General features: G+C 72.8%; 7 protein-coding genes and 2 pseudogenes. 3 read left to right on the plus strand and 6 right to left on the minus strand.

Annotated elements, in window-relative coordinates:
* Positions 1 to 46 precede the first annotated feature (46 nt).
* The 3 genes and pseudogenes from VSR01_RS33165 to VSR01_RS33175 all read right to left on the minus strand — a co-directional run bounded on the left by VSR01_RS33165 (position 47) and on the right by VSR01_RS33175 (position 4,725).
* Entirely contained in the window at positions 47 to 3,025 is a 2,979-nt protein-coding gene (locus VSR01_RS33165; protein WP_326452680.1) for an eCIS core domain-containing protein, read from the minus strand.
* A gap of 199 nt (positions 3,026 to 3,224) precedes the next feature.
* Complete coding sequence (locus VSR01_RS33170) at positions 3,225 to 4,037, minus strand: hypothetical protein (protein ID WP_326452681.1); 813 nt, start codon at positions 4,035 to 4,037, stop codon at positions 3,225 to 3,227.
* 293 nt (positions 4,038 to 4,330) lie between these two features.
* Positions 4,331 to 4,725: pseudogene (locus VSR01_RS33175) on the minus strand (GNAT family N-acetyltransferase).
* Between the two features lie 267 nt (positions 4,726 to 4,992).
* Here VSR01_RS33175 and VSR01_RS33180 point away from each other — a divergent pair.
* A complete protein-coding gene (locus VSR01_RS33180) occupies positions 4,993 to 8,247 on the plus strand; it encodes a family 78 glycoside hydrolase catalytic domain (protein ID WP_326452682.1) in 3,255 nt (1,084 codons plus the stop codon).
* 93 nt (positions 8,248 to 8,340) lie between these two features.
* Here VSR01_RS33180 and VSR01_RS33185 read toward each other — a convergent pair whose 3' ends face one another.
* On the minus strand, positions 8,341 to 9,222 hold the full coding sequence (locus tag VSR01_RS33185; RefSeq protein WP_326452683.1) for an NmrA family NAD(P)-binding protein: 882 nt from the start codon (positions 9,220 to 9,222) through the stop codon (positions 8,341 to 8,343).
* Between the two features lie 127 nt (positions 9,223 to 9,349).
* On the opposite strand from VSR01_RS33185, the pseudogene VSR01_RS33190 reads away from it, so the two are divergent.
* Positions 9,350 to 10,316, plus strand: a pseudogene (locus tag VSR01_RS33190) (LysR family transcriptional regulator).
* A gap of 46 nt (positions 10,317 to 10,362) precedes the next feature.
* Here VSR01_RS33190 and VSR01_RS33195 read toward each other — a convergent pair.
* A complete protein-coding gene (locus VSR01_RS33195) occupies positions 10,363 to 10,998 on the minus strand; it encodes an MBL fold metallo-hydrolase (protein ID WP_326452684.1) in 636 nt (211 codons plus the stop codon).
* Between the two features lie 171 nt (positions 10,999 to 11,169).
* On the opposite strand from VSR01_RS33195, the gene VSR01_RS33200 reads away from it, so the two are divergent.
* Positions 11,170 to 11,631, plus strand: coding sequence for a MarR family winged helix-turn-helix transcriptional regulator (locus VSR01_RS33200; RefSeq protein WP_326452685.1), 462 nt, complete (start codon positions 11,170 to 11,172; stop codon positions 11,629 to 11,631).
* 33 nt (positions 11,632 to 11,664) lie between these two features.
* On the opposite strand, the gene VSR01_RS33205 is transcribed toward VSR01_RS33200, so the two are convergent.
* Positions 11,665 to 12,582: a LysR substrate-binding domain-containing protein gene (locus VSR01_RS33205; protein ID WP_326452686.1), complete on the minus strand. Its 918-nt coding sequence runs from the start codon at positions 12,580 to 12,582 to the stop codon at positions 11,665 to 11,667.
* Between the last annotated feature and the right edge of the window lie 48 nt (positions 12,583 to 12,630).

Here is a 12,630-nt window from a genome sequence, read left to right on the forward strand (position 1 = left end):
GGACTCCTCCGGGGACCGCTCACTGGCTCCAGTCCATGTCGGCGCCTTACTCGACCCGTTCGTAGCCGACCACGACCAGGTGCCGGGCGTCCGTGTCCCAGACGCTGACGGAGCCGGTCTGCGGGTCGAGGTAGGTCACCTGCCCGATGCGGTCGGTCCGCCGGACGTAGCCCGGGATCTCGGGGTACTGGAGGGTTCCGGTGGACGTTCCGACGTCGGCGATCCGGTAGGTGTAGGCGCTTCCCCCGGCGGCCGGGGCCATGGTGGAGGAGCTCGCGCTCGCGGCGGCCGGGGTCAGGGAGTAGGAGTAGCCCGTGGCCTCGTCGCCGCCGGTCCCGGACATCGGCACGTCCTCGTCGCCGCCGGTCCCGGACATCGGCACGTCCTCGTCGTAGGCCGGCGTCGACATCGGCACGTCCTCGTCGTACACCGGCCCCGACGCCTGACCGTCCGGCACGTGGGCCGCTTCCACCCTGTTGACGTGATTTCTGAGGGACCGTTCTGCTATGTGCAGCAACTGCGCCATCGACGAGACCGTGTACTCGTTGCTGAGCGCGGCCACGGTCTGGGCCAGGGCGGCGGGCATGCTCGTGGGCTGGATATACGCCTTCTGCTTGCCCTTCTCCCTCTGGTACCACGCGTAATAGAAGCCTTGGTCGGTCTGCATCACCGACATGATCGTGCCCCAGCCGGGGGATGACGTGGTCATCGTCATGCGCTTGGGCTTGGACGGCTTCTTGCCCGAGTCCGGCTTCTTCGCGGCGTACTTGCCCTTGTCCGGCCGGCGGACGACGGCCTCCCCGGCCTCACGCTTGTTGTCCTGCTCCTTATGCCCGGTCTTGTCCTTCACGATCCGGTAGACCCTGGTTCTGAGCGCCTCCAGAGTCCGCTCGGAATCCACCTTGTGGATGATCCTGGCGAGTTCGGGATAGCTCGCCCCCTGCTCCTCCACCCAGTACTTGAGGAGCTGCCTCCTGTAGTCCTGGTCTTGTCCGAACCAGGCTTCCTGGATCCGCTGCTGGTCTGCGGAGTTGGTGATGACGTCGTCGGCGTGCTGCCTGGACTTGACGTGCTCCGCCCCAGGGCCGACAGGGGCATGGCCCTGCTCGGTGGCCGCGACGTCCTGTGTGCGGGTATAGGACGAGTAGACCGTCCGCCCGTCCTCGTCGGTGCCCAACTCGACGTCGCTGAGGGAAGGGGTGCGGTAGTTCCGCCGTGCGGCGAATCCGGCCGGCACGATGCTTTCCAGGCCGTGTTTGTCGTAGGCGTCCTCGGGGGGGTTCATGCGCGACAGGGCGGGGGTGGCCGGCAGCCGCGACGCCAGCTCCAGCATGTACTCCTTGAAAGCGGGGTCACTGACGACGTGCGCCTGGTGCCGGTAGAGGTTTTCGAGCGATTCCCAGTAGTAGAAGCCGGGGTTCGGGTCGAAGTCGAGGTTTCCGAACCCCGCCTTCGACCGGTAGTACTCCAGGGCCGCGGTGCAGCACAGGCAGCCACGGTACCGGCCCATGATGGCGTGCTCGCCGTGGACCTCCTTGGGGCTGATCCCGGACCTGTGCAGCGCCAGCAGCAGTTTCTGCTCGGCGTGCATCAGCTTTTTCTCCTCCTTCACCGTGAGCAGGAAGATCGCGCCCTCGTACTTCTCGTCGGTGAGCAGCGTGTGCAGCCGCGAATCGCTGATGTCCACGAGGGACACGCGCTTGCCATAGCGCTTGCGCAGCGCCTCGGCCGTGGCGTCGCTTCCGGACGTATGGCGCACACCCGCCATGACCGCCTGGGTCTTGTCCTCGGCCCGTTTCATCCGGTCCGCATACTCGTAGGCGTCCGGTCCCGCCAGCCCCTGCGCCCGGCCGTCCGCGCTCTGGTGGGTCGAGACCAGGGCCGCGTAGCCGCCCTGACCGCCCTTGGTCTCGAACCTCTTCAGAGCCTGCATCGACTCGTTGTAATTCGAGGCGAAGAGCAGCCGGTTGTTGATCAGCATGCCCTGGACCTCGCGCTCCCGGGTGTCCCTGACGCCCTCCGCCTCCTGGACCCCGGCGACGGCGTCGTACACCAGGAAGGCCTGGTGGGACAGGGTCTGGGAGGTCTCGTCGTCCTGCATGGACCGCGCGTACCGCCGTCGGACCTCGTCGGGGCCCTGGCCGTGCCGTCCGCCGCCGTACGCCTTCGTCCACTCTTCCTTGACGGCCTCGTCGATCTCCATCGCCGTCTGCTTGGGCGTCTTCTTGTTGCCCGCGCGCTGCACCGGAGCCGCGCCCGGACGGAGAAGACGTGCCACGGCGTGGTTGCCCGCCGCTGCCTGCAAGGAGCGAACCCGGGCGATGGCCGCCCCGCCGGCCGGCCGCTGGACCCGCTGGACCGCCGCGGTCGACCGCTGGACCGCGCCGGCCGGCTCGGTCTCGTGGTGGCCCGCGCCGGCCGAGGGGGCCGTCGCGGCGCCCGCCGCGAAGGCCGCGCCGTCGGCCGCCGCCGCACGCTCGGAGTCCTGCCGGGGGTCGGTGACGCTGAGGCCGGCGCCGTTGTCGTCGCCGGTCTCCCGGATGCCCCTCAGATTCTTGTCGACGTGGCCCAGTTCGTGCCCCATGATCTCCTTGTCGCCGGCCGCGCCCGGTCCCAGGAAGACATGCGCTCCCACCGTCATCGCCTGCGCGCCCAGCGCCTCGGTCGCCCGCTGCGCCACGAGGTCGTCGTGGATACGGGCGCCGGAGAAGTCGTTGCCGTAGAAGGACTCCGCCTCGGCGCGCAGCGCCCCGGGCAGCGGCCGGCTCGGCGAGGAGAAGGCGGACGCCAGCAGCGCGCTCTGGGCGGCGGGGTCGACGCCCCCGCCGTCGTCGTGACCGCAGCCGGCGTCGTGGACGTGCTGGTCCGGCGCCGCGTCCCGGGCGACGGCGCCGGGATCGGCCAGGCGCTGCAGCGAGAGCACTCCCGCGGAGGTGAGCGCATGGGGCGCGGGCGGGACCGGGCCGGTGGTCTTCTGCCGGGCGTCCGGCGCGTTCCCGTTCAACTGCTCCGGCCGCGACCGCATGGGATCTGCCTCCGCGTGTGTGGGTGAGCCCGTCCGAATCAGCCTCGCACCCGCGCCGGAGCGCTACAAGGGACCGCCGTGCGCGCTTGCGGGCAGACACCGCTGCCCCAACGGCCTGCCCTCATGGCCCACGGCGGTCCGGGGCGCCGCCGACGGCATCGGGCGCGTCCGCCGGTCGCCGCACAGGAGCCGACCGGGGTCAGACGCCGTCCTTGTGGCCGTTCGCGGCGAGCAGTTGCTCCATGCTCTTGTGGGCGGGGGCGGCTTTGGCGTTGCTCTCGCCGTGGAAGCGTCTGAGGTACTGGAAGAGGATCCGCACGCACGTGTCGCGCTTGTCGTACTCCGCGTCGTCGACGAGGCGGAAGTCCTCGGAGATCTCCTTCGTCCGCCCGTCCGGGCCGGTGTAGAGGGGGTGCCAGATCATCCGGACGTTCGGGTTGAGCCGCTGGACCAGCCGCAGCTCCGGGACCTCCAGCCGGATCAGGATGCTGTCGGGGTCGTAGGCCCGTACGAAGATGTGCACCGGGCCGGTGGCCAGCGACACGAACGCCTTGGACAGGATGCTCCACATCGGTCCGGTCAGCTTCCAGTCCGGGTGCAGTTCGAGGACGTTCAGCACGCTGCCGATCCGGGTCTGCGCCAGCGGTGTGTGGCCCTTCGCGTGCGCGTAGTCGTTGACCTCGATGCCGCCGGCCCACAGGGCCATGGTGGGCGTCTTGAGCTCCAGGTGCTTCGTCATGAGCGTGACGAACTCCTGGTACCACGTGTTCGTCGTGCGGATCTCGCGCTGCGCCTGGCGGTCGCTCGTGCGCGCCGCCGCCTCGGCGTTCAGCGCGCCCTGCGAGTCGACCCCGCCGTGCAGGAGTTGCCACGCGGCGTCGGCCTCCGCCTGGGGAATGCCCGCGGCCTCGGTCAGCTTCCGGTAGGTCTCCCACTCGGGGTGCTCCGTGGGCCGCGTGGCGTAGTGCTCTTGCAGGGCGTCGGCCGGCTTGCGCTGTACCCAGCGGGTCACCGCGGCGTTCCCCGCCTACTGCTGAAGCGCGGCCAGACCCGTGGGCGGCGGCGCCGCCCGCCCGGCGGCCCGGTGCGCCTGCTGCGGCTCCGCCGCTCTCCGTAACTCGTGCACGCTCCTCGCCCCTCCCCGCCCCGCCCGGTCGACGCACCGAGCCTAGAGCGGGGGAGGCGGCCGGGCGATGTACAAGAGGGCAGCGTCGAAGGCACGTTCCCGGGGACGTTCGGGTGCCGGGACGCGGCCCGGCGCGGGACTGCCGAAGTAGCCTGTCCGGCCTTGGCCGCGGAGCCGGTTCACAGAAGGATGAGTCCCGCCGCGGTCGGGGTGAACCCGCACGCGGTGACGTAGAACGACCGCAACTCCTCTTCGAAGTCGACGTGGAGCCATTCGCACCCGGCCGCGCGGGCCCGGCGCGCGGCCTCGGCGACGAGCTCGGCTCCGACTCCGGTGCGGCGACGGCCCCTTGCGACCACGGTGTCGAGGACGAACGCGTGGACGCCGCCGTCCCACGCGACGTTGACGAAGCCGACGAGGTCTGCGTCGTCACGGGCGCAGACCCAGCCGAGGCTGTGACGGCGCACCTGGGCCAGCCAGTCGATGTCCAAGACCGGGTGGTCGAAGCCCTGTGCGTGCAGGCGTTCAGCGCGGCGTTGTCGAAGTCGCCCCGCCACTCGTACGCGATCGCCATGGCACGAGCTTAGAACGCGCCGCTTCTGCCCGCCGCTTCTGCCCGCCGCTCTCGCCCGCCGGCATCCGGTGGCGCCGGTGCGCGGGGTGCGCGGGGTGCGCGGGGTGCGCGGGGTGCGGCAGGGACGGCGGGGTCTGCGGGCGATCGGCGCCCGGTGTCTTGTTTTCTCCGCGCAGCCTGTGGTTGCATGACATAAGTGGATATTGAAACGATTCAATACGTCGGGTGCGCAGCCCGCGCCGGATCGTGTCGTCGATGGAGGCAGGCGTGAGAAAGCGCGGATTCGCTCTCGGACTGATGCTGTCGCTCGTGGCCGCGGCGTCGACGCTCGGCCCCGCGCCCGGCGCGGCGGCAGCGGCAGCGGCCGGCTCGGACCACCAGCGGGACGCGGCGTCCGCGTCCGCGCCGACCGTGGGCGGGCTGGAGGTCGAGCACCAGGTCGAGCCCCTGGGCGTCGACGTCGCCCGCCCCAGGCTGAGTTGGCAGGTGACTCCCGGCCGCGCGAACCCCGGCCGCGCGGCCGATCCCCAGGCGGCCTACGAGGTCGAGGTGTCGACGTCGCCCGGCGGCCGGGGAACGGTGTGGGACAGCGGACGGGTGCGCTCCTCGCAGTCCTTCGACGTCGCCTACGGCGGTCCCGCCCTCGCCTCCCGGACCGCCTACCACTGGCGCGTCCGGGTCTGGGACCGTGCCGGAGACGTGTCGCCGTGGAGCGCGCAGGCGCGTTTCGAGACCGCCTTCGTCGACCCCGGTGATTTCCAGGGGACATGGATCGGTGCGCACGCGGCGGCGCCCGCGCTGCGGCTCGGCGACGCGAACTGGATCTGGTATCCCGAGGGCGACCCGTCCGACTCGGCGCCGGCCGGGACGCGCTACCTGCGCCGGACCTTCGACCTGCCGGCCGGCGAACACCTCACCTCGGCCGAACTGCAGTTCACCGCCGACGACAGCTTCACGGTGTACGTCGACGGAGCCGAGGCCGTCAGCTCCCCGAAGGTCGCGAACTCCTGGAGCACCGCGAGCGTCCTCGACATCGCCGCCTATCTCCATGCGGGCGTCAACGTGCTGGCGGTGGCGGTGACCAACACCAGCCAGGGTCCCGCGGGCGCGATCGGCAGCCTGCACTTCGAGGGCGCGGGAGCGCCCGACGACCTGGTCACCGACGGCGGGTGGAAGGCGTCGGACTCCGCCGCCGACGGATGGCAGCAGCCCGGCTACGACGACGGCGCGTGGCCGCGGGCCCTGGTGGCCGCGCACTACGGCGCGGGCCCGTGGGGCACGTCGGTGTCCGCCCCGCCCGCGCCCGAGACGCTGCTGCGCGACGAGTTCACCGCCGGCAAGCGCATCGCCTCGGCGCGTGCCTACGTCGCCGGCCTGGGCTACGACAAGCTCTACCTGAACGGCCGGCGCATCGGCGACCGCGAGCTCGAACCCGGCTTCACGGTCTACGACAAGACGGTCCTGTACTCGACGTACGACGTCACCGGCACGCTGCGCACCGGCGACAACGCCATCGGCGTCAGTCTGGGACGCGGCTACTACGGGATGACGAACCCGGACGAGTGGAAGGCGTCGCCGTGGTGGGGCGAGCCCAAGCTCAAGCTGGAACTCGACATCGCCTACACCGACGGCACGCACCAGCGCGTGACCAGCGGCAGCGGCTGGAAGGTCTGCGACGGGCCGACCACCACGCAGTCGCTGTGGTTCGGCGAGTCCTACGACGCCCGGCTGGAGCAGCCCGGCTGGAACGCCCCCGGCTTCGACGCCGGCGCCTGGCGCCCCGCGCTGACGGTGAACGGCCCCACGGGGACGCTGCGTTCGGAGAGCTTCCCGCCGATCAAGGCGACCGGGCACCTGACGGCGCAGCGCGTCACCACCCCGGCCGCCGGGACCCACGTGTACGACTTCGGCAGCCCCACCTCGGGCTGGGCGCGCGTCGCGGTCCAGGGCCCCGCGGGATCGACGGTCACGATCACCTACGGCGAGAAGCTGCGCGCCGACGGCACGGTCGACAACACCGGCGGCTTCGGGATGGCCCTGCAGACGTACACGTACACCCTCAAGGGCGACGGGGTGGAGAGCTACCAGCCCAGCTACAGCTACGCCGGCTTCCGCTACGCCCAGGTCGTCGTCCCCCAGGGGGTCGCCCTGCGGTCGGTCGACGGCATGAGGCTCCACACGGCGGTGTCGTCCACCGGTGACTTCACCAGTTCGAGCGACCTGCTCAACCGCTACCAGGACGCGCAGGCGAACACCGTCCTCAACAACCTGTACTCGGTGCCGACCGACACGCCCATGTACGAGAAACGGCCGTACACCGCGGACGGATTCCTCTACGCGGACTCGGCGATCGACAACTTCGACATGGAGAACTTCTACGAGAACTGGATGCGCTCGCACCGCGACGAGCAGGGCGCCGACGGGTCGCTCGACCCGACGGTGCCCACCACCGAGTCGGGCAAGCTGGTCAAGGACCCGGTCTGGTCGGCGAGTTACGTCCTCGGCACCTGGGACCTGTACTGGTACTACGGCGACCGGCAGGCGGTCGCCGACAACTACGCCGGCATGAAGGCCTGGTTGGCCTACTACGAGCACGAGATCGCCGGCACCGGCGGCGTCTACACCGGCTTCAGCTACGGCGACTGGCTCTCCCCGGAAGGCGCCGCCGCGCCGGAGGGCACCCGCCTGTCGGGCACCGCGTACATCTACCTCACCGCGACGAGGCTCGCGACGATGGCGAGGGCGCTGGGCCACGACGCCGACGCCCGGCACTTCGACGCCTTCGCCGCACAGGTCGCGAAGTCCTTCAACGCGGCCTTCTACGACAGCGGCCGGGGCGCCTACGTCGACGACCCGGCCGCGGGCTACCGGCAGACCTCCAACCTGCTCCCGCTGGCGTTCGGCCTGGTGCCCCAGGAGCACCGCAAGACCGTGGCCGACCACCTCGTCGCCGACATCCACGCGCGCGGCGACCACCTGGACACCGGGGCGCTGGGCACCAAGGTGCTGCTGCCGGTCCTCACCGACACCGGGCACGCCGACCTGGCGTACAAGGTCGCCACCAACCCGACGTACCCCGGCTGGGGTTACTGGTTCGAGGGCCTGGGCGCCACCACGATGTGGGAGGAGTGGAACGCCGACTCGCGCTCGCACGACCACGCCTTCATGGGGACGGTGGACGACTGGCTCTACCAGGACGTCGCCGGCATCCGGGCCGCCGCGCCCGGCTACACCGAGGTGACGATCCAGCCGCACGCCGGCGGCGGCCTGACCCACGCCTGCGCGCACGTCGCCTCGCCGCTCGGCCGGATCGCCTCGTCGTGGAGGCGGGCGCGGGACCGGTTCACCCTGACCGTCGACGTGCCCGCGGGATCGACCGCCGACGTCCTGGTCCCTGTCGGCGACCGCCAGAAGGTCCACGCCCCCGCCGCCGCCGGCCCCGGCCCCCGCGCGGACGGCTACGCCCACTTCACCGTGGGAGCCGGGACCCACGTGTTCCGGGTGACCGGACAGGGCATCTGAGGCCGGGCGGGGCATCTGATGCCGGGCGGGGCGGCTGAGGCCGGCCGGGGCGGCTGAGGCCGGACGCAGAGCGGCTGGTCCGGGCGGTCCCGGCTAGGACCGGGCGGCCGGCACGAGGGCGGTCTCGCACCACTGGTGGAAGGCGGTGCCTGCGGTGGTGGCCGGGTCGCGGGGCTCGGCGTCGTAGATGCCGTCGTTCTGCGCCTCGACCATCTCGGCCATGCCCTGCGCCATCGCCTGGCTCGCGCCGCGCCGGAGCATCGCGGCGCGGAAGTCCGGGAGGGGGATCTGGCGGTAGGCCACCGGGCGGCCGAGGGCCTTGGAGATCACCTCGGCCATCGCCTCGGGGGTCAGGTCGTCGGGGCCGGCCAGCGGGACGCGGGCCGGGCCGCTCCAGGCGGGGCCGAGGAGGAGCCCGGCCGCGGCCGCCGCCGCGTCCCCGGTGGCGATCGTCGGCAGCGGCCGGTCCGCGGTGTTCGCCATGGCGAACGCTCCCTGCTCCGCCATCGCCCCCGCCTGGCGGAGCAGGTTCTCCATGAAGAACGGCAGGGCCAGCGCCCGGTAGTGCACGCCGGCGTCCACGAACAGCTCGTCCATCGCCAGCGCGGCCGACAGCAGGCCGGCCTCGCGCCGGTATCCGTGGCCGAGCGAGGTGACGGCCACCACCCGCACGCCGCCGCGCGCGGCCTGCTCGCAGGCGGCCCGCGAGAAGTCCAGGTAGTAGTCCCTGGCCGGGGCGGCGTGGTCAAAACCGGCCGGGGGCACCAGCCAGAACAGGCGGTCCGCGCCGTCGAGCGCCTTCGCGATCGTCGCGGCGTCGCCGTGGGAGCCCTCCACCACCTCGGCGCGGGCCCGCACGCGCTCCGGCAGCCGCGAGGCGTCGCGGGCGACGACGCGGACCTTCTCCCCGCTGTCCAGGACGCGGTCCAGGACCTGCCGGCCGATGTCGCCGGTCGGCGTGGTGACGACGATCACGAGTACCTCCGTGGAAGACGGTCGAACGGCGGGCCCCGCGGCGGGGCGGCGCCGGATGTCTTCGAGTCAACCCGGGGCGCGGGCGCGCGTGAAGGACCGGCTCGGTCAGGGTTGATACCCTGGTGGTATGAATGACCTGGAGGTGCGCCAGCTCCGGTACTTCGTCGCGGTGGCCGAAGAACTCCACTTCGGGCGGGCCGCCGCCCGGCTGGGCATGGCGCAGCCGCCGCTGTCCCGGTCGATTCGGCTGCTGGAGAAGCAGCTCGGCGTGGCGCTGTTCGAGCGGACCACCCGGCAGGTGAGGCTCACCGCGGCCGGGGAGGTCCTGCTGCGCGACGCCCGGACCGCGCTGGAGGCGGTCACCGCGGCCGCGCGCCGGGTCCGGGAGGCGGGGAAGGCGAGACCGCGGCTGCGGATCGCGCTCAAGGCGGACGTCGACGGCGGCCTGCTCCCGCAGATCCTGGACGCCTACGGCGCCGAGGGCGCGGCCCTGCCGCCGGAGCTGGTGCTCGGCGGCTTCGGCGAGCAGCCGCAGACACTGCGCGACGGCCTCGCCGACGTGGCGCTGGTGCTGTGCCCCTTCGACGCCCGCGGTCTGGACAGCGAGCCGCTGCTGACCGAGAAGGTCCTGGTCGCCCTGGCGGCCGCCGATCCGCTGGCCGCCCGGCCGCGGCTGAGCCTGGCCGACCTGGCCGACCGGAAGCTCCCCGGCGGCTCCCCGGCCAGCGCGCTGGCCCGCCGGGACCCGGCCCGGGGCCGCGCCGCCGGCCTCCAACCTGTCGGAGATCTTCAGCCTCGTCGAGACGGGCAGCGTCGTGTTCTTCACCCCGGCCTCGGTGGCCAGGCGCTACCCGCGCGCCGAGATCGTCTACCGGCCGGTCGACGACGTGCCGGACGCCACGCTCGCCGTCGTCTGGCCCCAGGAGGCCCGGTCGCCGGCCGTCGCCGCGTTCGTACGCGCCGCCGCCGCGGTCGCGGCCGCCGCCTCCACCGAGCCGGCAAAGTCCGCCGCCTCCGCCGAGCCGGCAGAGTCCGCCGCCTCCGCCGCGCCTCCCGTACCGGCCGCACCCGGCGTGCGCGCCGCATCCGCCTGACGAGCGCGCCGGCCGGGGGACGGGACCGCCGACGGCGCCCCGGTGCTCACAGGGAGACGCTCTCGCCAGCGGCAGGCAGGGCGAGGTCGAGGCCGGTCAGTCCGGCCAGGATGGTACGGGTCGACTGCTGGCCCAGGGCGCTGAGCATGAGTTCGTGGATCTGGAGCACCTGGCGGGGCCGCACCGCGCGCAGGTACTCGGCGGCCTCGCCCAGCTTGGTCCACGGCCCGCTGGTGGGCAGCAGCAGGGTGTCGACCGTGGCGTCGGGAACGGCGTACGCGTCGCCCGGGTGGAACAGGGACTCGTCGACCAGATAGCCGACGTTGTCGACCTCCGGGATGTCCGGGTGGATCGTGGCGTGCCGCCGCCCGTGGACCGTGACGGCGAAGTCGCCGACGTCGAACGAGTCCCCGGCCGCGACGGCGCGCACCCGGCCCTCGTGGGCGCCGAGTGCGTCGAGCACCGCGCGCGGCCCGTAGACGCGCAGCTCCGGATCGGCGTCCAGGGCGGCCGCCACCAGGGCGTCGTCGAAGTGGTCGAAGTGCTCGTGGGTGATCAGCACGGCCGCGGCGCCGGCGACCGCGTCCTTCGCCTCGGGTGTGAACGTGCCGGGGTCCAGCACGAGCGTGGCGCCGTTCTTCTCCAGGGCGACGCAGGCGTGGGCGAACTTGGTCAGTTCCATGGTCTTCCGTTCCTGGGCTGGCTCGCGGGCCAGTGGGCCCGCGAGGGGTGGTTCGAGGGCTTGATCGTACAGGGAAGTGTACAGCTTTGCTGTATGTTTTCGCCGTGGCCGCCCGGCGGGAGGAGTCGCCGCGGCGCCGGCGGAAGTACAGCACAGCTGTATAGTCGGCGCATGGCTGACCACGATCGTCTGGCGGAACGGCTGCGGATCTCCGTCGGCAGGTTCGTGCGCGCGACGCGCTCGCGCGCCGACGCCCTGCAGCCGCCGCTGGCCGCGACCATGGGCCTGCTCGACCGCGACGGCGACGCCTCCACCGCGGCCCTGGCCCAGCGGCGCGGGGTGCGCCACCAGAGTCAGAGCCGCACGGTCAAGGAGCTGGAGGCCCTGGGCTACATTGCGCGGCGCGAGGACCCGCGGGACGGTCGCCGTATCGTGGTCACCCTCACCGAGCGGGGGCGCGCCGCCCTGGACCGGGACCGCGCGGCCAGGCGCGACTGGATCGCCGAGGCGGTCGAGGCGCTTCTGACCCCGGAGGAGCAGGCGCGGTTGAGCGCACTGCCGCAGCTCCTGGACCGGCTGTCCGGCTACGAGGACGGGCAGGGGCGGTCAGGGCGCCGCGGGCGCCGCGGGTGAGGCGGGGCAGTGAGACGGTGAGACGGCCCGCGGTCACCGGTCGCGCGGCGGCCGTGCGGCGGCAGCCGGGCGGGTCATCCGCCGGATCACCTCGACGGTGCGCAGCAGGTGGGGCTCGGCCCGGTCGGCCCGGTGGGCGACGGCCAGGTCGACGGTGGCGGCCGGCCGGACCAGCGGCAGGTAGACCACACCGGGGAGGGTCAGCGCCGTGACCGGCTCGGGCACGACGGCCGCCCCGAGGCCCCCCGCGACCAGGGTGACCAGCGTCGACGTCTCGCTGACCTCGTGCCTGATCCGCGGCTCGACGCCGGCCTCGCGCAGCACCCGCAGCACCACGTCGTACATGACGGAGCGGTGGTTGGACGCGTGCACGATCAGATCCGCGCCGGCCAGGTCCGCGGCGCGCACCCGCCGCCGCGCGGCCAGCCGGTGGTCGGCGGGCAGCGCCACCACCAGCCGGTCGCGGCGCAGCAGATGGGCGGCGAGCGAGGGATCGGCCGCCGGCGGCCGCAGCATGGCGACGTCGACGGTCCCGTCGCGCAGCGCCTCCGCCTGGTCGGGCGCGAGCATCTCGCCCCGGAAGGAGAAGTCGATGCCGGGCAGCTCCGCGGACAGGTGCCGGGAGAGCGCGGGCAGCAGGCTGTACGTCGCCGACCCCACGCAGCCGATCGCCAGCCGCCCGACGACGCCGTCCGCGACGCGGCGGGCCAGGTGGGCCGCCTCGTCGACGCCGGCCAGGATCGCGCGGGCGCGTTCGAGGTAGGCCCGCCCCGCCTCGGTGAGGTCGACGCGGCGCGTGGTGCGGTGCAGCAGCGCGACCCCGAGTTCGCCCTCCAGCTGCCGGATCGCCTGGGACAGCGGCGGCTGGGCCATGTGCAACCGCTCGGCGGCGCGGCCGAAGTGGCGCTCCTCGGCGACGGCGACGTAGTAGCGCAGGTGGCGCAGATCCATATCGCACACCTCTCAATCGGCCCTGATATGGATACTTCACTCTATCGC

The organism is Actinacidiphila sp. DG2A-62 (assembly GCF_035825295.1).
Lineage (GTDB): Bacteria > Actinomycetota > Actinomycetes > Streptomycetales > Streptomycetaceae > Actinacidiphila.